At 67.2% G+C, this 19,982-nt stretch carries 19 protein-coding genes; 13 read left to right on the forward strand and 6 right to left on the reverse strand.

The annotated features are described in order from the left end of the window. Positions 1 to 147: 147 nt before the first annotated feature. The 4 genes from J5J86_RS23910 to J5J86_RS23925 all read right to left on the reverse strand — a co-directional run bounded on the left by J5J86_RS23910 (position 148) and on the right by J5J86_RS23925 (position 3,580). Entirely contained in the window at positions 148 to 1,128 is a 981-nt protein-coding gene (locus tag J5J86_RS23910; RefSeq protein ID WP_209102755.1) for a Bug family tripartite tricarboxylate transporter substrate binding protein, read from the reverse strand. A 242-nt stretch (positions 1,129 to 1,370) separates the two neighbouring features. After that, on the reverse strand, positions 1,371 to 1,856 hold the full coding sequence (locus J5J86_RS23915) for a MaoC family dehydratase (protein ID WP_209102757.1): 486 nt from the start codon (positions 1,854 to 1,856) through the stop codon (positions 1,371 to 1,373). Between the two features lie 10 nt (positions 1,857 to 1,866). After that, positions 1,867 to 2,721: an SDR family oxidoreductase gene (locus tag J5J86_RS23920; RefSeq protein WP_209102759.1), complete on the reverse strand. Its 855-nt coding sequence runs from the start codon at positions 2,719 to 2,721 to the stop codon at positions 1,867 to 1,869. A 40-nt stretch (positions 2,722 to 2,761) separates the two neighbouring features. Continuing rightward, positions 2,762 to 3,580 carry an oxepin-CoA hydrolase, alternative type gene (locus J5J86_RS23925; protein ID WP_209102761.1) on the reverse strand — a complete coding sequence of 273 codons (819 nt, stop codon included), beginning with the start codon at positions 3,578 to 3,580 and terminating at the stop codon, positions 2,762 to 2,764. Between the two features lie 207 nt (positions 3,581 to 3,787). Between J5J86_RS23925 and J5J86_RS23930 the strand changes: the two genes are divergently transcribed. Together J5J86_RS23930 and J5J86_RS23935 are read left to right on the forward strand one after the other, a co-directional pair. Continuing rightward, positions 3,788 to 4,999 (forward strand): CaiB/BaiF CoA transferase family protein, encoded by a 1,212-nt coding sequence (locus J5J86_RS23930; protein WP_209102763.1) that lies wholly within the window; start codon positions 3,788 to 3,790, stop codon positions 4,997 to 4,999. A gap of 14 nt (positions 5,000 to 5,013) precedes the next feature. Continuing rightward, on the forward strand, positions 5,014 to 5,880 hold the full coding sequence (locus J5J86_RS23935; protein ID WP_209102765.1) for an IclR family transcriptional regulator: 867 nt from the start codon (positions 5,014 to 5,016) through the stop codon (positions 5,878 to 5,880). Here J5J86_RS23935 and J5J86_RS23940 read toward each other — a convergent pair. Further along, the gene (locus tag J5J86_RS23940; RefSeq protein WP_247657805.1) at positions 5,877 to 6,284 is read right to left on the reverse strand and encodes a helix-turn-helix domain-containing protein; all 408 of its coding nucleotides are present in this window, start codon (positions 6,282 to 6,284) and stop codon (positions 5,877 to 5,879) included. The genes J5J86_RS23935 and J5J86_RS23940 overlap by 4 nt on opposite strands. 26 nt (positions 6,285 to 6,310) lie before the next feature. Between J5J86_RS23940 and J5J86_RS23945 the strand changes: the two genes are divergently transcribed. From J5J86_RS23945 to J5J86_RS23965, 5 genes are all read left to right on the forward strand, one after another. Next, the gene (locus J5J86_RS23945) at positions 6,311 to 6,826 is read left to right on the forward strand and encodes a hypothetical protein (RefSeq protein WP_209102767.1); all 516 of its coding nucleotides are present in this window, start codon (positions 6,311 to 6,313) and stop codon (positions 6,824 to 6,826) included. Positions 6,827 to 6,983: 157 nt separating this feature from the next. After that, a complete protein-coding gene (gene dsbD, locus J5J86_RS23950; protein WP_209102769.1) occupies positions 6,984 to 8,813 on the forward strand; it encodes a protein-disulfide reductase DsbD in 1,830 nt (609 codons plus the stop codon). 28 nt (positions 8,814 to 8,841) lie between these two features. After that, positions 8,842 to 9,456 carry a DsbA family protein gene (locus J5J86_RS23955; protein ID WP_209102772.1) on the forward strand — a complete coding sequence of 205 codons (615 nt, stop codon included), beginning with the start codon at positions 8,842 to 8,844 and terminating at the stop codon, positions 9,454 to 9,456. Between the two features lie 152 nt (positions 9,457 to 9,608). Further along, entirely contained in the window at positions 9,609 to 10,130 is a 522-nt protein-coding gene (locus J5J86_RS23960; RefSeq protein WP_209102774.1) for an MgtC/SapB family protein, read from the forward strand. Between the two features lie 59 nt (positions 10,131 to 10,189). After that, complete coding sequence (locus tag J5J86_RS23965) at positions 10,190 to 10,396, forward strand: hypothetical protein (RefSeq protein ID WP_209102776.1); 207 nt, start codon at positions 10,190 to 10,192, stop codon at positions 10,394 to 10,396. Between the two features lie 6 nt (positions 10,397 to 10,402). Here the strand turns inward: J5J86_RS23965 and J5J86_RS23970 are convergent, their stop codons facing one another. Next, positions 10,403 to 11,071, reverse strand: coding sequence for a VIT1/CCC1 transporter family protein (locus J5J86_RS23970; RefSeq protein ID WP_209102778.1), 669 nt, complete (start codon positions 11,069 to 11,071; stop codon positions 10,403 to 10,405). 514 nt (positions 11,072 to 11,585) lie between these two features. Between J5J86_RS23970 and J5J86_RS23975 the strand changes: the two genes are divergently transcribed. From J5J86_RS23975 to J5J86_RS24000, 6 genes are all read left to right on the forward strand, one after another. Beyond that, on the forward strand, positions 11,586 to 14,153 hold the full coding sequence (locus tag J5J86_RS23975) for a hybrid sensor histidine kinase/response regulator (protein WP_209105523.1): 2,568 nt from the start codon (positions 11,586 to 11,588) through the stop codon (positions 14,151 to 14,153). Between the two features lie 324 nt (positions 14,154 to 14,477). Then, positions 14,478 to 17,327, forward strand: a complete 2,850-nt coding sequence (locus J5J86_RS23980) for a monovalent cation/H+ antiporter subunit A (RefSeq protein WP_209102779.1) — start codon at positions 14,478 to 14,480, stop codon at positions 17,325 to 17,327. A gap of 3 nt (positions 17,328 to 17,330) precedes the next feature. Beyond that, positions 17,331 to 17,681, forward strand: a complete 351-nt coding sequence (locus J5J86_RS23985; protein WP_209102781.1) for a Na+/H+ antiporter subunit C — start codon at positions 17,331 to 17,333, stop codon at positions 17,679 to 17,681. A 59-nt stretch (positions 17,682 to 17,740) separates the two neighbouring features. Continuing rightward, the gene (locus tag J5J86_RS23990) at positions 17,741 to 19,222 is read left to right on the forward strand and encodes a monovalent cation/H+ antiporter subunit D (RefSeq protein WP_446698697.1); all 1,482 of its coding nucleotides are present in this window, start codon (positions 17,741 to 17,743) and stop codon (positions 19,220 to 19,222) included. Position 19,223: 1 nt separating this feature from the next. Then, positions 19,224 to 19,715 carry a Na+/H+ antiporter subunit E gene (locus J5J86_RS23995; RefSeq protein ID WP_209102783.1) on the forward strand — a complete coding sequence of 164 codons (492 nt, stop codon included), beginning with the start codon at positions 19,224 to 19,226 and terminating at the stop codon, positions 19,713 to 19,715. Continuing rightward, positions 19,712 to 19,981 (forward strand): K+/H+ antiporter subunit F, encoded by a 270-nt coding sequence (locus J5J86_RS24000; protein ID WP_209102785.1) that lies wholly within the window; start codon positions 19,712 to 19,714, stop codon positions 19,979 to 19,981. The genes J5J86_RS23995 and J5J86_RS24000 overlap by 4 nt, the downstream gene beginning before the upstream one ends. The last annotated feature ends 1 nt before the right edge of the window (position 19,982 follow it).

Genomic DNA, 19,982 nt, shown 5'->3' on the forward strand with positions numbered 1-19,982 from the left:
CTAGGGGCCCATGGGGGGCAGCGCGAAGGCGGCGGGCTGGCGGGCAAACGCGGATGGAAGGCGGTCGCCCTCTCCCCCCAGCCGTACGGGCCGCTGTTCTGCGACCCGCGAAAGGCGCGGCGCGGTGCGGCGCGGGGAGCGAAGACCTCATTCCTCCTTAATGCCGGCCTCGCGGATGATCCTGGTCCAGCGGCTGGTTTCCTCCTCGATGAAGCGTGCGAACTCGGCCGCCGTACCGCCATGGGCCTCGAGCCCGCGGGCCACCAGCTTCTGTTGGATCTCGGCATTGCCCACCGCCTGGAGCACCGATGCCTCCATGCTGGCGATGATGGCCGGCGGCGTCGCGGCAGGCGCCATGAAGCCGTACCAACCGGTAGCCACTACATTGCGCAGCTCCAGCTCACGCAAGGTGGGCGCCTGCGGATAGACGGCGCTGCGCTCGGCCGAAGCACAGGCAAGGACCCGCAGCGCGCCATTCTCGATATGAGGCAGCGCGGCGCTGATGGCGGTCAGCGTCGCATCAATGCGTCCCGCCAGCAGTTCAGTGTAAGCGGGCGCATCTCCGCGGAACTGGACATTGAGCCCCTTCACGCCCGCATCCTGGAAGAACAGCTCCGCCGCAAGGTGAGGCTGGGAACCAGCACCGGGGGAGCCGAAGGTCAGTCCGTGGGGCAACGACTTGCCATAGGCGATGAACTCATCGAGCGTCTTGTAGGGCGCCTTGGCATTCACGATCAGGAAGATGGGCGCAAACACCGCCATCGCCACGGGCTTCAGATCGGCGCGCGGATCATAAGCCAGCTTGCCGGCAAGCGCCTCGGCGGTGGCATAGGGGGCTGCGGCATAGAGGAAGGTGTAGCCGTCGGGGGTTGCATGGGCGACTTCCGCATTGGCGATCCGCGTGCCGGCACCGGGCTTGTTCTCGACAAAGAACTTGGCCCCCGAGGCTTTCTCAAACTGGTCGGCCAGAATGCGCAAGGAGATGTCGTTGGCGCCGCCGGGGCCGTAGGGCGAGATGAGACGGATGGGCCGGGTGGGCCACGGGTTCTGCGCCAGCGCGCGGACGGACGGTGCCGCCACCATCAGGGTGGCAAGGCTCTGGACCAGGACGCGACGTGAAATGACCATGTTTTCCTCCCGTTGGTTCTCCCCGCTTGGCGTGTTCCTGGGCGGGCTTCTTCTCATTGGACGGCGGGCACAGATCGGCCATCCGCAGGACGCCTTGCGTCCCACGGCACGAAAGATTGGCCGTTCCCTGCTCCTGTGGGCACGCCCCCTCTGAGCCGATACGACCGGCACTGACAGGGATCCGGCCCCCAAGAAACCACGGCGGCCCGGGGCGTCGGGCCGGCCCTGTGCCGCCCGGCTGGTCAGTCCGTGCCGACGGCGCTGCGTACGTCCTCGGCGAAGTGGCGGCGAATGAGCCATTCCGCCACGAGGGCCGGTTTCGGCCACCCTTCAATCTCCACGGTGACGGCCAGGGTCGCCTGCACCTCCCGCTCTCCCACCGGATTGAATGCCTTCAAAGCGAAGCGCCCGCGAATGCGGCTGCCCACGGGCACCGGCGTGATGAAGCGGACCTTGTTGAGTCCGTAATTCACGTTCAACAGCACGCCCTCGGGCGTGGGAACCTGCCGGCCCATGGGCGCCATCAGCGACAGGATGAGGAAGCCGTGGGCGATGGTCGAGCCGAAGGGCGAGGCACGCGCCCGCTCCGGGTCCACATGGATAAATTGGTGGTCACCCGTGCTGTCAGCGAACCGGTCGATCCGGTCCTGATCGATGGCGATCCAGTCGGAGACCCCGAGTTCGTGTCCCACCAGCTTGGCATAGTCTGCGCAGGGCAAGGTCGCCATGATCTCCCCCTCACGCATCAACGAACAGGTCGAGCGCCAGATCGGGGGCCGCGCCCGCGGTGAAGTCCCTCCCGTCGGCCCCGTTGCGGTAGCTGTCGAAATCCACCCGGCCGTCCTGGCGCAGAATGTCCTCGTCGAGCCAGGTCCCCCCGGTCCATGCGCGGGCCGGGCGCGCCAGTAGGAGGCAGGCAGCGTCCGCCACGATCTGCGGGGTGCGGGAGCGCTCCATATAGTGGGCACCCACCTCGAACATCACCGCCGAGGTGGCGATGGTGGTGCGCGGCCAGAGCGCGTTCACCGCGATGCCCTTGTCCCGGAACTCCTCCGCCATGCCAAGGCACAGGAGCGTCATGGCGTATTTTGTCACCGTGTAAGGGATGTGGGGCTTCAGCCAGTGCGGCTGCAGGTTGAGGGGCGGCGACATGGAGAGGATGTGCGGGTTGGAGGACGCCTCCAGATAGGGCAGCGCCGCTTTCGCCAGCGCGAGCAGCGCGCGGACGTTGACGGCATGAATGAGATCGAACCGCTTCATCTCCAGCGTCGCAGCCGGCTCCAGGCGGATCGCCCCGGCATTGGCCACCACCGCATCGATGCCTCCGAATGCGTCTGCCGCCACCTTCATGGCCTCGACCACGGCCGCGTCGTCGCGCACGTCCAGCTTCAAGGCGAGCGCGCCGCCGCCCCGCGCGCGGACCTCTTCGGCCACGGTATGAATCGTGCCGGGGAGCTTGGGATGGGGCGTTTCGGACTTGGCGGCGATGACGAGATTCGCCCCCTGCCCTGCTGCTGTGAGCGCGATCTGACGGCCGATGCCGCGGCTCGCGCCGGTGATGAAGATGGTGCGTCCCTTCAAGCTCGTGCTCATCGCCTGCCTCCAGCTCTCTCCGCCCGCCCCGTATTCTCCCTCACGCCTTCGGTTCAGGGGCGTCCGCAAAGCATGGCGGCCGCTTCTCCAGGAAGGCCGCCAGCCCCTCTGCCGCCTCGGCACCGAAGCGCGCCGCATTCAGGGCGTCCGCCTCCAGGTCCATCTGGGCGGCCAGGCCGGTATCGGGGGCGATGTGGACCAGACGCTTGATGTTCGCCATCGCCTGGGGCGGGCCGGCGGCGAGACGCTCGGCCAGGGCCAAAGCCGCCTCAAGCGCCTCCCCCCGGTCCGTCAACTTGTTCACAAGCCCGAACTGCGCCAGCCGCTCGGCAGAGACCGGCTCGCCCAGGAGGCACATCTGCATGGCCAATTGCCGGGGCAGCGCGGCGCGCAGGAAATGGGTCGCGCCACCGTCGGGGCACAGGCCCACGCGCACATAAGCGAGCGTGAAGGCGGCCTCGCGCGCTGCGACCACCAGGTCGCAGGCGAGCACGACGGAGACCGCAGCGCCGGCCGCTCCGCCCTCCACCGCCGCCACCACCGGCTTCGGGCAATGCACGATGGCCTTGACCATGGCATTGAGCTTGTCGGTGTTGCGCGCGGCCTCGGCGGGGGAGCCGGCAGCGCTCGCCTTCAGCGCGCGCACATTGCCGCCCGAAGAGAAGAAGCCGCCCGCACCGGCGATGATGATGGCGCGCACCCCAGGGTCGCGCCCCGCTTCAACGAGACGCTCCTGCACCTCCACATAGACCGCCGGCCCAATCGCGTTCCGGTTGTCCGGTCCGCACACGGTGATCAGCAGCACGGTTCCCCGGCGCTCCGTGTCCACCCTGGTGGGGGATGGGTCTGCTTTGGTCATTGGCGTTTCCTCCGACACCCCCTTTGTGAGGACAGGATAATCGGGCGGCGCGCGCTTGGCAGCCCGCCAGACGGGTGTGAGTTCCTGTCCCCTATTGCGTTTAAAAATATCCCACTCGAACCTTTTCGCAATAAAAATTTGATCTAAAATTCCAAGTGTTCCATTTATTTGAATATCACTTCATAAAATTGTAGTTCGGAGGCGAACATGGAGACGCGTGCAACGGAAGGTCCGCTGGCGGGGTTGCGGGTGCTGGACATCGCCACCATCATCGCCGGCCCCATGGCCGCCACCTTGATGGCGGACTTCGGGGCGGAGGTGATCAAGCTGGAACTCCCGGGCCTCGGCGACGGCCTGCGCGGCTTTCCCCCATTCAAGGAGGGCAAGCCGCTCTGGTGGAAGGTCACCAATCGCGGCAAGCATTTTGGCACGCTGGACCTGCGCCGGCCGGAGGGTCGCGAGCTTTTCCTGCGCATGGTGGCGCGCTGCGACGTGGTGGTTGAGAATTTCCGGCCCGGCACCTTGGAGCGATGGGGGCTGGACATCGAGACCCTCTGGCAGGCCAATCCCAGGCTCGTGATTCTGCGCGCCACCGCCTTCGGGCAGGACGGCCCCCATGCGGGCCTGCCCGGCTTTGCGCGCATCTTCGAAGCCATTGGCGGCCTCGCCGGCATTTCCGGCCCGCCGGACCAGCCGCCTTTGCACACTGGCTATCCCATCGGCGACCCCATCGGCGCCCTGTTCGGTGCCTTCGCCATCATGGCCGCGCTCTGGCGGGTGAAGGCGTCCCCGCGGGAGAAAGGGGAGGAGATCGACCTCTCCCTCACCGAGGCCCTGCTGCGCATCATCGAGGTTCTGGCCATCGAATATGACCAGCTCGGACATGTGCGCCAGCGCAGCGGCAACCGGAACCAGTATTCGGCCCCCTCCGACGTGTATCTCACCGCGGACAAGCGCTATGTCTCGCTCGCCGGCAGCACGGAGCGCACCTTCGCCAACAATGCCCGCGCCATCGGCCGGCCCGACCTGCTGGAAGACGCCCGCTTCGCCTCCAATGCGGCGCGGGTGCGCCATGCGGGCGAGCTCGACCGCATCTTCGGCAGTTGGATCGCCGCCCACACGCAGGAAGAGGCCGTCGGGGCCTTTCGCGCCGCCAGCGGCACCCTGGCACCCATCTACAGCATCGACCAGATCTTCACCGACCCTCAGTTCGTCGCCCGTCACGCCATCGTGGAGGTGCCGGACGCGGATTTCGGCACCGTGCGCATGCAGGGCCTGGTGCCCCGCCTCAGGCACAATCCCGGCCGGATCCGCTGGGCCGCGAAGGACTTGGCGGCCGACAACGACTACATCTACAAGGAGCTGGTGGGGCTCGGCGAGGCCGAGATCCAGGTCCTGAAGGACAAGAACGTCATTTGAGGAAGGGCCGGCGCATGAGCGCGGAGACGGCGGGCGGGCGGCGGCCCCGCAAGGGGAACGAGGACGAGGCGGCAGGCCCCGCCATCGATCCCTCCCTGTCCTCGACGCTCATTCGCGGCATCGAAGTGCTGCGCTGCTTTGGTCCCGCGGACCAGGCCTTGGGCAATGCCGAGATTTCCAGGCGCCTGGGACTCAACCGTCCCACCGTGTCACGCCTGTGCAAGACGCTCATGCACCTGGGCTATTTGCGACGCGATGCGCGGGAGACCTACCGGCTCGCGCCCGAATTGCTCTCGCTCGCCTATCCGGTCCTGTCCGCCATGCCGTGGCGGCACGAGGTGCTGCATTCCATGCGGGCGCTGGCGGAACTGTGCAACGGCAACTGTTCCCTGGGCGTCATGTCGGGGGATTCCTTCGTCCACATCCAGACCGCCGGCAGCCCGCCCGGCTGGCCCCATGTGCCCGACATCGGCCAGACCGGCTCGCTCTATCGCTCTGCCCTCGGCTGGTGCTTGCTCTCCCTGCTGGAGGAGGAGGAGCGCCGGGCGAAGTTCGGGGAACTCGTGCGGCTTCACCCGGAGGAGTTCGCCGCCTATGGCACCAAGAGCCGCGAGGCGGTGGAGCGCTGCCATCGCGACGGCTTCTGCGTCTCCTATGGCGACTGGCGCCCCGACCTGGTGGCGGCGGCCGCTCCGCTGGGCCGGACGGCGGACGGCCTTTACGTCGCCCTGGCCTGCGCCGTGCCGCTCTATCGCGCCGACAGCGCCTATTTCGAAACCGACCTCGGCCCACGCCTCGCCAGCGCAGCGCAGTCCATCCGCTATTCCGGCACCTTCGCCCTGCCGAGGGGGGATCGCGGTAAAAAGGATAGCGCGGACTAAGGGCTTGAAGCCTTTTCTGGGCGCACCGCCACGGCGCGGGTGGCCTCGCTCACATTCGCCTGAAACCGCCGGAGTGCAAGCAGCGCTTCGGTCTGTACGACGATACTCTCCAAATCTTCCGGCGGCAGTTGTCGGGCTGCGAGAAGAAGCCGCTCCGGAAGGAGATTTTCAGATCGCGCCTCCAGTTGATCGAATCCCAGAAGCTCATTGGGGGACGACCCCAGGGCCTCGGCGATCTTCAGCAGCGTCAGCATGTCCGGCTCTCGCGCGCCAGACGCGTAATGGGCATACCGACGCTCGTTGATGCCGACCGCTCGCGCAATATCGGCATTCGAACGCCCAAGGGCTCTTGCCCGAGCCTGAATGTTTTTAGCGAACACATCCATCGGAACATTTTGTTCCATAAGCCACTCGCGTCGCTAGGCACATTTTGTTCCATAATGACTGTCCATTTCATGCCGAGGAAAAAGACCCTTCACGTCATGGCAATGCGGCAACCCCTGATGCGAACAAATACGACACCCAAGAGAGAAGAAGCAGAAATCCGCCGATAATCAACGCAAAAACAACAACGATCAGATCCGTGAACTGCAGGCTCGCCGGCGGCACCGCCCGCCTGGATACCCCTCTTAGCCTCACCATTCCCGCACACCCCAATCTACCTGAGGTTGATATTAAGTCCATTTTGGACCTATCTCAAGCTCTGTATTTCTGCGGCTGCGAGCGAGCATTGGCGGTGATGGAAGACAGGCGGAGGCGCGGGGTGACCAAAGAACCAGCCCAACCCAACCGGAAGGGATGCTTCGGCGCTGAGCGATTTTTATATCTGACCGGCGCGATGGTCGGTGCCAGCGGAATGCTGGCCTTCTTTTACCTTGCAGTAACAAGAGGCTTTGGCATCAGCCTTGTTCATCTCGACTTCTGGTGGGGCTCACTGGGGCGATGACGTGACACCGCGCCCCGAGACCACCTGCCTTCGATTCGAAGGCGACGAGAGTGTTGTTAGACCTGCTCACGGCCATGTTATCGCCGTCCCTCACCCCTTAAGCCTGACTTAAGCTGGCGGGACGACCGCTGCCCCACGCAACGAGGGAGCAGCGATCATGGGTCTGCCGCGTGCCATTCGGCCAACATCGGGAGGTTCCGTCCTTCTGGGCCTTCTTCTCCTGCTGGCCGTGTTCGCGACCTCACCCGCCGCCGCCAGCGGAGTGAAGGGCCTTGCGGCATTCTCGGCGCCAAAGACGGCAGAGCCGCCTTTCTCGGTGCGGGTGGAGCGCTCGGAGGACACGGGGCTGGCCCTCACCTGGTCCGTCGCGCCGGGCACCTATCTCTATCGCGACCATCTGGAGGCATGGCTCGACGGGCGAAAGCTGCCGCTCGACCTTCCCGCCGGGGAGATGAAGGACGATCCGCTTTTCGGCCGCGTGGAAGTCTACCCTCACACCTTCACCGGGCGACTTGCCGCGGTGCCCGCGCACGGCCGATTGAACCTGGGCTTCCAGGGCTGCTCGCAGGAGGGCATCTGTTTTCCGCCGGAGGCGCGGACGGTGGCGCTGGACACGCTGACCGTCAGCTCGGCCGCTCCGACGGCCGTCGCGGGCCCAGTTGTGGACCTGCCTGATCCGCCGGCCTCCATCGGGCCGGCCGCGGCCGATGGGACAGGGGGCGACCCGGCACCCCTGTTCGCCGACGGATTCGCCTGGACCATGCTCGCCTTCTTCGGCTTCGGCCTGCTGCTCTCGGTGACGCCGTGCGTCTTCCCGATGGTGCCCATCCTGGCGGGCATGCTGGTGGGGAGGGGTGGCACCCTCTCACCCCGGCGCGGTCTCGCCCTGACCGGCGTCTATGTCCTGGCCATGGCGACCGCTTATGGCCTCGTGGGGGCGGTGGCCGGGTGGAGCGGGGCCAACCTCCAGGCGGCCCTCCAGACGCCGCTGGTGTTGGGGCTGGGAGCCGCCATGTTCGTGGCCCTCGCCTTGTCCATGTTCGGCCTCTTCGAGCTGGCGCTCCCTGCCGGCCTCGGCGCGCGCCTTGCCGGCCGCTCGGGGCGCAGCAGCTTCGGTGGCGCGGCGCTGCTCGGCTTCGGCTCGGCCCTCATCGTCGGCCCCTGCGTCACCCCGCCTTTGGCTGGCGCCATGCTGTATGCCGCTGCCACGGGTGATGTGCTGACGGGCGCGGCGGCCCTGTTCATGCTGGGGCTCGGCATGGGCCTGCCGCTGCTGCTGGTGGGGGCGTTCGGACCGGCGCTCCTGCCGAAGGCCGGCCCGTGGCTGGCGCGGGCGAAACAGGTCTTCGGGCTGGTTTTCCTGGCTGTCGCGGTGATGCTCGCGGGCCGCCTCCTGCCACCGGCAGCCACCCTCGCGCTGCTGGGCGTGCTGCTGATCGCCGGTGCGGTGATGCTGGGTGGAACCGACCCCCTGACCGAAGCCAGCGGGACACTCTCCCGCCTCGCACGCGGCGCGGGGCTGGCTGCGATCATCTATGGCGCCACTCTCATCATCGGCGCCGCCGCCGGGTCAGAGGATCCGCTGCGCCCCCTCGCCTTCCTGCGCCCGATGGATGCGGTGGCGAGCGCGCCGGCGACCACAAGGGTCACGACCCTCGCGGATTTCGAAAGGGCCCTGGCCCGTGCCCGGCAGGACGGTCCTGTGCTCGTGGACTTCACCGCCGACTGGTGCACGATCTGCAAGGCCAACGCCGCCGTCATGGCCACGCCGGGCCTCGCCCATCGCCTCGCGCGCCTGCCGCGCATCTCGGCGGATGTGACCACCACGGATGCGGCTGCACGCGCCCTGATGCAGCGCTTCGCCGTCATCGGCCCGCCCACACTGTTCGTGATGGACAAAGACGGCCGCGAAGTGCCCGGCACGCGCATTGTCGGGCCGGTCACGGCCGACGACATGGCCCGCCGGCTCGATGCCGCCGGCACCTGACACTCACCCCCAGACGCAAGGAGCTTCCATGCACCGTCGCCAATTGCTCGCGCTCGCCGCGGGCCTGTCTTTCGCCGGGGCATGCCGCCCGTCCTTCGCTCAGGCGATCGATGAGGACGCCATCCTGCGGGATCCCGAGGCACCCATGGGGGGCAATCCGAAGGGTGACGTGACCGTGGTCGCGTTCCTCGACTACAACTGCCCCTATTGCAAGAAATCCGCCCCCGACCTTGCCCGCGCCGTCAGGGACGATGGCCACATCCGCCTCGTCTACAAGGATTGGCCGATCCTCTCCGAGGCCTCGGTCTATGGCGCGCAGATCGCCCTCGCCGCCAAGTATCAGGGCGCCTACGAGAAGGTGCATGCGGCGCTCATGGCCATTCCCGGCCGGGGCATCACCCAGGAGCGCATGCTCAAGGCGATCCAGGCGTCCGGCGTCGATCTCAAGCGGCTGGACGCCGAGCTTCAGGCCCATGCCGCCGACATCACCGCTCTTCTGCGGCGCAACCTGGCCCAGGCGGAATCCCTCGGGCTGCGGGGCACGCCCACTTATCTGATCGGCCCCTTCAAGACTCCCACCCTGGACTATGCGCAGTTCAGGGAGGCGTTCGCCGACGCGCGCGCGCGGCAAGCAGACAAGTGAGGGGCACCTCATTTCCGTGACCAAGCCGGCCGTGTTTCGCAGGAACAAAGCCACCGCCACGGCCTTGATAGGAGATACCCAAAGGGATGCCTTTCCGGCGGCACGTGCGGCTCATGCCGGTGCCACCGGCCCCAGGACAGATCGGGGAGGAGATGGAGGACGTCGGCCTGGCACTGGACCCCCATGATATCGACAGCGTGCTGCGGCTCGCCGTGGCCGTCGCGGTGGGCATGGCCGTGGGTCTCAATCGGGATCTCAAGGGCAAGCCGACCGGCATCCGAACGCTAGGCCTTGTGTGCCTCGGCGCGGCGCTCGTGGCAGTGGTCAGCTTCCGGGTGGATGGCATATTGGGGCATCCCGACGCCACCAGCCGCGTGCTCCAGGGCGTCATACAGGGCGTGATGACGGGTATCGGCTTCCTTGGCGCCGGCGTGGTGCTGGTGGATCGGGTCGAGATGCGGATCCAGGGCCTCACCACGGCAGCAACCGTCTGGGTGACCGCTGCCCTGGGAATTGCCTGTGCACTGGCCTCCTGGACGCTCATACTTGCCGGGGTCGGCCTTGCTCTCTTCCTCCTGGTCCTGGCGCATCCTCTGGAGCGCTGGCTGGAGGCTCGCAGCGGGGATCGGAAGGAGGAGGCGCCGCCGCGCCTCCCCTCCCGCTCGGTGCGGTGAGCGGGCGGAGGAACGGACGGCGCGTTTCGCCGAAAGCAAGAGAATGGGAGCCCACGCTCATGGACGACGACATCATCGCCCTCATGACCACAGCGCTCGCCACCCCCGATCCCGGTCAGCGGCTCGACACCGGCCTCGCCCAGCAGCGCGCAGCGGCCCTGCTCGCCGCGCTGAGGTCGGCCGGCTATGACGTGGTGCGTCGGGACGGCGCCGGAGAGCCGCAGGCGCTCCTGCCCGAGGAGTTGAACGCCTCCAACGACGGGTGACCCAAATCAGGACAGCAGCCGGCCCATGATCACGCCCGCAATGGCGGCTGAGGCAGCGATGGCCAGGGTTTCCAGCGTGGCGCGAAACAGCGGCCGCTTGGCCACCAGGCCCCGCCCGATGCCCAGCGCCACCAGGAGCACGGTGGTGAGGACAAGGCTCACCACGCGTGCGCTTTCCATGGGAAGGAAAGCGAAGGGCAGCACCGGGGTGAAGCCGGCGAAGAGGTCCGACACGAACATCCAGGCCGCATGGGAAGTGGGGCTGGCTCCGTCCTCGGCCTCCGCCAGCTCCGCCCGCAGATTGATGGCCGCCCGGGGCGCGCGGACAAGCGCGGCCGAAACCGCTTCCACATCCGTCGCGTCCATGCCCCCGGCCGCAAGCGCGGCCGCAATGGCCCCCGCCTCGCGGGCGGCCGCCTCCGGCGACACCGGAGCATCGCGCCGGGCGCGCCGGGCATCGCGCACCGATTCCGCATCCAGATAGCTGCCCGCCATCATGGAAACGGCGGCTGCCGCGGCCCCCGTGGCACCCGCGATGAGGACGGTGCGCGGGTCGCTGGTGGTCATGGCGACGCCGAAGACCAGGCCGAAGATGGAGACCGTGCCGTCCTCCATCCCGAAGACCACATCGCCGATGGAGGCCTTCAGAGAGGCTTTCAACCGCGCAAGACCCATGAGGCGCCACCCCGCGAGCGCCGCCCGGCCCTCTGGCCCGGCCCCTGAGCCCCCGCCGCGTCAGCATAGAAGAGGCGCAACATATCGGAAGCGCCGCGCCTGCAAGGTCAGCAAGCTGCGCGAAAAAGTCGAGGGGCGCGCGTCCCCGCACGAGGGAACAATCCGCCGCCTCGCGCGTTCAAGGCGCGGTCGGTTCCGGCCTGGGGGATAGGATGACGCTTTCTCGGCGCAGCCGCACAACGTTACCGTGTGGGGAGCGAGCACGAAGGCCGCAGGTTCTGGCTCAGCATGGCAGGCCGGATTTAAACGGCGTCGCATGGCTTTGGTTCCACGCATCCGGCCCTGGCCCGCGCGGCCGCTGCCGCCCGGGGAGCCCTTCCCCCATGCTTCCCGATTCCGCACAAGGGCAACACGCCACCTCGCCCCTCCTTCCGGCCCGGCAGCCTATCGCCTCCCCACGCGAACTCCCCCATAGTGCGCTTCGGATCGAACCTCGGTGAACGCCTCTCTGCACATGCCCCCCTCCTGGTTGTCCCTCGGCGGCGAATGCGGCGCCCTCATCGCCACCCGCGACTGGTCGAAGACCTCGCTCGGCCCCATAGAGACGTGGTCGGAGCATTTCCGCTCCACCGTCTCCACCATCGTCAACTCTCCGGTGCCGAAGGTGCTGATGTGGGGCCCGGACCACATCATGATCTATAACGACGCTTATGCGGTGATCGCCGGCGGCAACCACCCGCAAGCCCTGGGCGGGGCGGTGGACCAGATCTGGGCGGAGATCTGGGACTTCAACCGGCAGGTGATCGAGGTGGGCATGCGGGGGGAGGTGCAGTCCTTCACCGACCAGCCCATGACCCTGCTGCGCCACGGTGTGCCCGAGCAGGTCTATTTCGATCTCTTCTACACCCCGATCCTGACCGGGCGGGGCAATATAGGCGGCGTGCTGTGCACGGTGCTTGAGACCACCCAGCGGCTGAAGGTGGAACGGGACCTGCGCGCCAGCAACCGGCGGTTCCAGGGCGCGGTCGCCGCGGTGAGCGGTGTGCTGTGGACCAACTCTGCCGACGGCGAGATGGTGGGCGAGCAGCCCGGATGGTCCGCGCTCACCGGCCAGACCCAGGAGGAATACCAGGGCTATGGCTGGTCGAAAGCCGTCCACCCCGACGACATCGAGCCCTCCATCATCGCGTGGCGGAAGGCGGTCGATGCGCGCTCCATCTTCGTCTTTGAACATCGGGTCCGCCGCCATGACGGGGTGTGGCGCACCTTCTCCATCCGCGCCATCCCGGTGTTCGACGATACCGGCGAGATCTGCGAATGGGTCGGCGTCCATACCGACATCACCGACCAGCGGGAGGCGGAACAGCGCCTGCGGGACCACGCCCATGAGCTGGAACGCCAAGTGCGCCACCGCGAGCGGGCCGAGGAGCAGTTGCGCGCCCTCAACGAAACCCTGGAATGTCGGGTCGCCGCCGCCATCGAGGAACGCCGCCAGGCCGAACTCGCCCTTGCCCAGGCCCAGAAGATGGAGAGCGTCGGCAAGCTGACCGGCGGCGTCGCCCATGACTTCAACAACCTGCTGCAAGTGATCTCCGGCAATCTGCAATTGCTGGCCCGCGACGTGGCCGGCAATGAGAAGGCCGAGAAGCGCATCACCAACGCGCTCGCCGGCGTCTCGCGCGGGGCCAAGCTCGCGTCCCAGCTCCTGGCCTTCGGCCGGCGCCAGGCCCTGGAACCCAAGGTGGTGAACGTGACGCGTTTCGTGCGCGGCATGGACGAGATGCTGCGCCGGGCCATCGGCGAGGGCATCGAGATCGAGACCATCGCCTCGGGCGGACTTTGGAACACCTTCATCGATCCCACCCAGATCGAGAACGCCCTTCTCAACCTCGCCATCAATGCCCGCGACGCCATGGACGGCCAGGGCAAGCTGACCATCGAGCTGGGCAATGCCACGCTCGACGACGACTATGCCCGCGCCCATGCGGAAGTGACGCCGGGCCAATATGTGATGCTGGCCGTGAGCGATACCGGCTGCGGCATCCCGCCCGACCTGATGGAGAAGGTGTTCGATCCCTTCTTCTCCACCAAGCCCGAGGGCAAGGGCTCAGGCCTTGGGCTGTCCATGGTCTATGGCTTCGTGAAGCAGTCCGGCGGCCACGTGAAGATCTATTCGGAGGTGGGCGAAGGCACCACCATCCGCCTCTATCTCCCTCGCGCCGTGGAGAGCGAGGATGTGGAGGTCATTCCCACCGCCGCCAACGTATCCGGGGGCACGGAGACGATCCTGGTGGTGGAGGATGACGAGGAAGTCCGCAACACCGTCGTCGAGATGCTGACCGAGCTTGGCTACAACGTGCTCAAAGCAGTAGATGCCCAGTCCGGCCTCAGCGTGGTGGAAAGCGGCATCCCCATCGACCTCCTGTTCACCGACGTGGTGATGCCCGGCCCCATCAAGAGCACCGAACTGGCCCGCAAGGCCAAGGAGCGCCTGCCGCAGATCGCTGTGCTCTTCACCTCGGGCTACACGGAAAACTCCATCGTCCATGGCGGGCGGCTCGATGCGGGCGTGGAGTTGCTCTCCAAGCCCTATGCGCGCGAGGCCCTGGCGCGAAAGATCCGCCATGTGCTGGCCAATGAACGCCAACGTGCCGCGATGATGGCGCGCGCCTCTGCGCTTGCCAGCCGCGAAGAGGATGAGATGCAACCCGCCCCGGCTCCCCTTTCCGCCGCCGCCCGCACCCCGACCGTTCTCCTCGTGGAGGATGACCCCCTGATCCGCCTGTCCGCCAGCGAGATGCTCAAGGATGCGGGCTATCGCGTCCTGGAGGCGCACAATGGCGAGAGCGCGGTCACTTTGCTGGAGGAGGCCGAGGCGGATGTACTGATGACCGACCTGAACCTGCCAGGCATGAGCGGGCGGGACCTCGCCGCACATGTGCGTCTGACCCATCCCGGGATGCGTATCGTCTTTGCCACGGGCGAGGCCAGCGTCAGCGAGGCAGGGGATGCCCTGCTTCTGCGCAAGCCCTATGTCTTCAAGGATCTGAAGGCCGTGGTCGAGGCGGCGCTCGCCGGCTGAGCGGCCGCAGGCGCGGCGCGCTGGCCGGGGGGACGGCGATCGCTGTTGATACCGTTGCGAAATTTCCCACGCGCAGCCGACTTGGCCATGCATCGGTCGCATTGACGTAAGGTAATGTCACGTCGCGGGGATCACGCCCCGCCTTCTGTCCGTCCCGTAGCGAAGGAGACGCTGTCATTCCAAGGGGTTTGAACGCATTCCGCCGCGGTGGACGACCGAAGGCTTTCCATCCGCCGCGCCAGCCGGCACCATGAGCCTGTTATTTCGCAGGGGTCGAGGCCGCGTGCGCCCCATGTCCTTCCGGCTGAACGAGACCGCGACCGCATGACTTTGCTGCTGGTTGTTCTTCTTCCCTTCCTTGGCGCTCTGCTTCCGCCACTGGTCATCCGGTCCGGTCGCAACACCTGCGCGATGGTGACAGGATGCGTGACGCTCCTCGCCCTCGCTTTGCTTCTCCTTCACGCGCCGGCGGTGTTTTCCGGAGCGGTGCCGAAGGTGAGCCTGCCCTGGGTGCCGGGCATGGGTCTGTCGCTTTCCGTGTTTGCAGACGGGCTCGGCTTCTTTTTCGCGGCCATGATTCTCATGATCGGCCTGCTGGTGATCGTCTATGCGCGCTTCTACCTGTCGCGCGAGGACCCCATGGGGCGTTTCTTCTCCTACCTGCTGCTGTTCCAGGGCGCGATGGTGGGGGTGGTGCTGTCGGACAATGTCATCGCGCTCCTGACCTTCTGGGAGATGACGAGCCTCACATCCTTCCTGCTCATCGGCTTTTGGCGCAAGCGCGCCGATGCCCGCCAGGGCGCGCGCATGGCGCTGGTGGTGACCGGCGGCGGCGGCCTTGCCCTCATTGCCGGCATGCTGCTGGTGGCCGAGGCGGCGGGCTCCTACCAGCTGTCCGAAATCCTCGCGCGGGGCGACATGGTGCGCGCCTCCCCGCTCTATCTGCCGGCTCTGGTGCTGGTGCTGCTCGGCGCTTTCACCAAGTCCGCGCAGTTTCCCTTTCACTTCTGGCTTCCGCACGCCATGGCGGCGCCGACCCCAGTCTCGGCCTATCTGCATTCCGCCACCATGGTGAAAGCGGGCGTCTTCCTGCTGGCGCGCCTGTGGCCGGTGTTGGCGGGGACGGACGCCTGGTTCGTGATTGTCGCCCCCTTCGGCCTCGCCACCATGCTGGTGGGCGCCATCATCGCGCTGTTCAAGGACGACCTGAAGGCCCTGCTCGCTTATTCCACCGTCAGCCATCTCGGCCTGATGACCATGCTTCTGGGCTTCGGCACGCCCATGGCGGCGGTGGCGGCGGTGTTCCACATCATCAACCACGCCACCTTCAAGGCCGCGCTCTTCATGAGTGCCGGCATTGTCGACCATGAAGCTGGCACTCGCGACATCCGGCGCCTGGGCGGCCTGCTCTGGCTGATGCCCATCACTGGCACGCTGGCGCTGATGGCCTCGGCCTCCATGGCCGGCGTGCCGCTGTTCAACGGCTTCCTGTCCAAGGAAATGATGCTGGAGGAGGCGGCACATACCTCATATCTCGGCCTCGACCTGCTGTTCCCGGTACTGGCCACGGTCGCGGCGCTGTTCTCGGTGGCCTATTCGGCGCGCTTTGCCGTCGCCACCTTCCTCGGCAAGGCGCGCGACGACTATCCGAGCCATCCCCACGATCCGCCCGCGGGCATGTGGCTGCCGGTCGCGGTGCTGGTGGTGCCGGTGCTGGCCATTGGCCTTGCCCCCGGCTGGGTCGCCGGCCCGCTGGTGGCGCTGACCGCCGGCGCGGTGATCGGCGGGCCGCTGCCGGATTATTATCTCGCGCTGTGGCACGGACTCACGCCCGCGCTCTTCATGAGCCTCATCGCCTTTGCCGGTGGCGCCGTCCTGGTGCTCGCGTTCGGCCGTCTTGATGCGTTGCGCACCCGCCTGCCGCGCCTGGACGCAAAGTCCATGTTCGAGACCGTGACGATCACCCTTGTGGTCGCCTGCCGCCGCCTTCTCGCGGCACTCCATGACGGCGCGCTGCCCCGTTACATGGGTGTCATCCTCTCCACGCTCCTTGCGGTCGCCGGCTACGGCTTTTGGAGCGCCACCCACGAGGCCGGCGCGCGGACGCTCCTTCCCGTCAGCGTGCCGGCCGTCACAGCGCTCCTGGCGCTCATGCTCGCCAGCGGCATGGTGATGGCGCGACATGGGGACCGGCTGACCGCGCTGATCCTGACCGGCGTGGTCGGCGTCATCGTGGCGCTGGCTTTCATCCAGTTCTCCGCGCCCGACCTCGCCTTGACGCAGATTTCCGTGGACGTGGTGACCACCATCCTGATGCTGCTGGCCCTCAACCTCCTGCCCAAGGCCACGCCGGCGCAGGACAGCCGCGCCGTGCGCTGGCGGGACGCAACGCTCGCCGGCCTCGTGGGGCTGGGCGTCGCGGGCCTTGCCTATGCGGTCATGACCCGCAACGGCACCAGCATTTCGGACTATTACCTCGCCCAGTCGAAGCCCGGCGGCGGCGGCACCAATGTGGTCAATGTCATCCTGGTGGACTTCCGCGGCTATGACACCTTCGCCGAGATCATCGTGCTCGGCATTGCCGCCCTGTCCATCTACGCCTTGCTCGACCCCGCCCTGAAGGGCGCCGCCGTGCGCCGCATCAAGGCCATGCTACCCAACGAGGAGGCCAAGGACGCCCATCCCCTTCTGCTGGTGGTGGCGACGCGCGTGCTTCTGCCCTTGTCGCTGGTGGTGGGGACCTACATCTTCCTGCGCGGGCACAACGAACCGGGCGGCGGTTTCGTCGCGGGCCTCGTGGTCGCCATCGCCATCATCATGCAATACATCGCCTCCGGCTATGGCTGGGCGGCCGACCGTATGCGCGTGGACGCTCAATCCTATATCGGGGTGGGCGTGGCCATTGCCGGCGCCACCGGCATCGCCGCCTTCCTGTTCGGGCGGCCGTTCCTGACCTCCACCTTCGGCTACCTGAACTGGCCGGTGGTGGGCAAGTTCGAGGTGGCCTCGGCCATGGGGTTCGACCTCGGCGTCTTCCTCACCGTGGTGGGCGTAATGGTGCTGTCGCTGGCGCAATTGTCCCGCGTGGCCCGGCGGATCGATCCCTCCCCCGAGAGCAAGGAGCCGATGGACGTGCAACTCGAACCGGCCGCCAGCCAGGTGCGGGAGAGCTGAGCCATGGAGCTGCTCGTCGCTGCCGGCATCGGCATCCTCACCATGGTCGGCATCTATCTGGTGCTGCGCGCGCACACCTTTCCGGTCATTCTCGGCCTGACCTTCCTGTCCTATGCGGTGAACGTGTTCCTGTTCGCCATGGGCCGGCTCACCATCGACCGTCCCCCGGTGATCACGCCCGATGCCGTGGCCTATACCGATCCCCTCCCCCAAGCGCTGGTGCTCACCGCCATCGTCATCTCCTTCGGCATGACCGCGCTCATCGTCGTGCTGGCGCTACGCGGCTTCCTTGAGACCGGGTCCGACAGCGCCCACCTCGACGCGCCTCGCACCGACAAGGGGGATGCGTCGTGACGGGGCCCGCCACCTCCCCCCTGGACCATGCCATCATCCTGCCGGTGCTGCTGCCGGCCATGACGGCCGCCTTCCTGGTACTGGCGCTGCGCCACCATCTCCGCCGCCAGCGCATCGTCTCGCTCGCCGCCACCTTCATGATGCTGGGCCTCGCCGCCTTCCTGTTCGCCCACGCCTGCGACGGCACGGTGCGTGCCTATCAACTCGGCAACTGGCCAGCCCCCTTCGGCATCACGCTGGTGCTCGACCGGCTGTCCGCGGCGATGCTTCTGCTCACGGCCTTCCTCGCCGCCTGCGTCGCCATCTACGTGGCAGGCGGGGTGGATGGGAGGGGACGCCATTTCCATCCCCTGTTCCAGTTCCAGCTGATGGGCATCAACGGCGCCTTTCTCACTGGCGACGTATTCAACCTGTTCGTCTTCTTCGAGGTGATGCTCATCGCCTCCTACGGGCTGATGCTGCACGGGGGCGGACCCGGGCGCCTGAAGGCGGGCTTTCAGTATGTGGCCATCAACCTTGTTCTCTCGGTGGTCTTCCTGGTGGCCGTGGGGCTCATCTATGCCGTCACCGGAACGCTCTCCATGGCCGACCTCGCCGTAAAGGTGCCGCAGGTGGAGCCCGCCGATGCGGCGCTGCTGAAGACGGGCGCCCTGCTGCTGTTCCTGGTCTTCGCCACCAAGGCCGCTCTGGTGCCGCTCCACTGGTGGCTGCCGGCCACCTATGCCGGCACGTCCGCGCCTTCTGCCGCCTTGTTCATGATCATGACCAAGGTGGGCGCCTATGCGATCATCCGCGTCTACGGGCTGGTCTTCGGAGCGGGCGCCGGTCCGCTGGCGTTTGCCGCGGCGCCGTTCGTAGTTCCGGCCGCGCTCGCCACCCTGGTGCTGGGAGCGGTGGGCTTGGTGGGCAGCCGGACCCTGCGTGACCTCAGCGCCTTCGCGGTCATCGCCTCCATGGGCACGCTGCTCATTTCGCTCGGCCTTTTCGACGTGGCTGGGCTTTCGGCCGGCCTCTATTACCTCGTCCATTCGACGCTGGCGGGCGCTGCCCTGTTCCTGATTGCCGGCATCGTGCTGGAGCAGCGCGGGGCGGCCAGCGACCGCCTGATTTCAGCGCCCGCCATGGGCGGGGAGACGCTGCTGGCGGGGCTCTTCTTCCTTGCCGCCATCGCCCTTGTCGGCCTGCCTCCGCTCTCGGGCTTCATCGGCAAGGTGATGATCCTGGAGGCGGTGCGCACCTCGGCCATCTGGGCCTGGATCTGGTTCGCCATCCTCGGCGCCAGCCTGCTCATGACCTTCGGCTTCGCGCGAGCGGGCTCCGTGCTGTTCTGGGGCAGCGGGCCGGTCTCGGAACCCAAGCCCCTCCCGGCCCTGCCAGGCTTGGCCGCGGTTGTGCTCCTCATCGGCGCGACGGTGGCATGGACGCTGGCCGCCGGCCCGGCGGCGGGGGTGCTGGGCCTGACCGCGCAACAGGCCCTCGACCCCGATGCCTATATCCGTGCCGTCATTCCGCCTGCCGTCCAGTTCGCCGGGGAGCCGTGACATGCGCGAACGCCTCCTGCCCCATCCGCTGCTGACCCTGCTCATCGCCCTCGTCTTCGTGTTCCTGATGAATGCGGCGACACCGGGCGTGGTGGTGCTCGGCCTCATTCTCGGCGTGGCGATCCCGCTCATCACCGCGCCCTTCTGGCCGGGCCGGCCGCGGCTGAAAGCGCCTTTGACGGCCGCGAGCTATGTGGTGGTCGTCCTGTGGGACATCGTGGTGTCCAACATCGAGGTGGCGCAGTTGATCCTGTTCCGCCCCGTGGACCGCCTGCGCACCCGTTACATCACGATCCCCCTCGACCTCGTCACACCCGAAGCCATCGCCATGCTCGCCGGGACCATCACCATGACACCCGGCACGGTGAGCGCGGACCTGAGCGCGGACGGCAAGGCGCTGCTGGTCCATTGCCTCGATGCGGGGGACCCGGACGGCGCGGTCGCCACCATCAAGGCGCGCTATGAGAGCCGGCTGAAGAGGATCTTTGAATGATCTCCCTCGCCATTATGATCGCGGCGGGGGCCATCTGCCTCGCCATTCTCCTCACCCTCTACCGACTCGTAGCGGGGCCCGACGCCACCGACCGGGTGCTGGCCCTCGACACGCTGGTGATCGAGACCATCGCGCTCATCGTGCTTATCGGCATCGCCTATGGCTCGGGCATGTATTTCGAGGCGGCCTTGCTGTTCGCCATGGTGGGCTTCGTGACCACCGTGGCCTTCTGCAAATACCTGCTGCGCGGCAACGTGATCGAATAGG

The organism is Aquabacter sp. L1I39 (assembly GCF_017742835.1).
Classification (GTDB): Bacteria; Pseudomonadota; Alphaproteobacteria; order Rhizobiales; family Xanthobacteraceae; genus L1I39.

Bases quoted from the DNA above. Each gene is read 5' to 3' on its own strand.
- J5J86_RS23980 (WP_209102779.1), top strand. From the start codon at position 14,478: ATGACTTTGCTGCTGGTTGTTCTTCTTCCCTTCCTTGGCGCTCTGCTT.
- J5J86_RS23940 (WP_247657805.1), bottom strand. From the start codon at position 6,284: ATGGAACAAAATGTTCCGATGGATGTGTTCGCTAAAAACATTCAGGCT.
- J5J86_RS23960 (WP_209102774.1), top strand. From the start codon at position 9,609: ATGGAGGACGTCGGCCTGGCACTGGACCCCCATGATATCGACAGCGTG.
- J5J86_RS23995 (WP_209102783.1), top strand. From the start codon at position 19,224: ATGCGCGAACGCCTCCTGCCCCATCCGCTGCTGACCCTGCTCATCGCC.
- J5J86_RS24000 (WP_209102785.1), top strand. From the start codon at position 19,712: ATGATCTCCCTCGCCATTATGATCGCGGCGGGGGCCATCTGCCTCGCC.
- J5J86_RS23920 (WP_209102759.1), bottom strand. From the start codon at position 2,721: ATGAGCACGAGCTTGAAGGGACGCACCATCTTCATCACCGGCGCGAGC.
- J5J86_RS23915 (WP_209102757.1), bottom strand. From the start codon at position 1,856: ATGGCGACCTTGCCCTGCGCAGACTATGCCAAGCTGGTGGGACACGAA.
- J5J86_RS23935 (WP_209102765.1), top strand. From the start codon at position 5,014: ATGAGCGCGGAGACGGCGGGCGGGCGGCGGCCCCGCAAGGGGAACGAG.
- J5J86_RS23965 (WP_209102776.1), top strand. From the start codon at position 10,190: ATGGACGACGACATCATCGCCCTCATGACCACAGCGCTCGCCACCCCC.
- J5J86_RS23925 (WP_209102761.1), bottom strand. From the start codon at position 3,580: ATGACCAAAGCAGACCCATCCCCCACCAGGGTGGACACGGAGCGCCGG.
- J5J86_RS23975 (WP_209105523.1), top strand. From the start codon at position 11,586: ATGCCCCCCTCCTGGTTGTCCCTCGGCGGCGAATGCGGCGCCCTCATC.
- dsbD (WP_209102769.1), top strand. From the start codon at position 6,984: ATGGGTCTGCCGCGTGCCATTCGGCCAACATCGGGAGGTTCCGTCCTT.
- J5J86_RS23910 (WP_209102755.1), bottom strand. From the start codon at position 1,128: ATGGTCATTTCACGTCGCGTCCTGGTCCAGAGCCTTGCCACCCTGATG.
- J5J86_RS23955 (WP_209102772.1), top strand. From the start codon at position 8,842: ATGCACCGTCGCCAATTGCTCGCGCTCGCCGCGGGCCTGTCTTTCGCC.
- J5J86_RS23985 (WP_209102781.1), top strand. From the start codon at position 17,331: ATGGAGCTGCTCGTCGCTGCCGGCATCGGCATCCTCACCATGGTCGGC.
- J5J86_RS23930 (WP_209102763.1), top strand. From the start codon at position 3,788: ATGGAGACGCGTGCAACGGAAGGTCCGCTGGCGGGGTTGCGGGTGCTG.
- J5J86_RS23990 (WP_446698697.1), top strand. From the start codon at position 17,741: ATGACGGCCGCCTTCCTGGTACTGGCGCTGCGCCACCATCTCCGCCGC.
- J5J86_RS23970 (WP_209102778.1), bottom strand. From the start codon at position 11,071: ATGGGTCTTGCGCGGTTGAAAGCCTCTCTGAAGGCCTCCATCGGCGAT.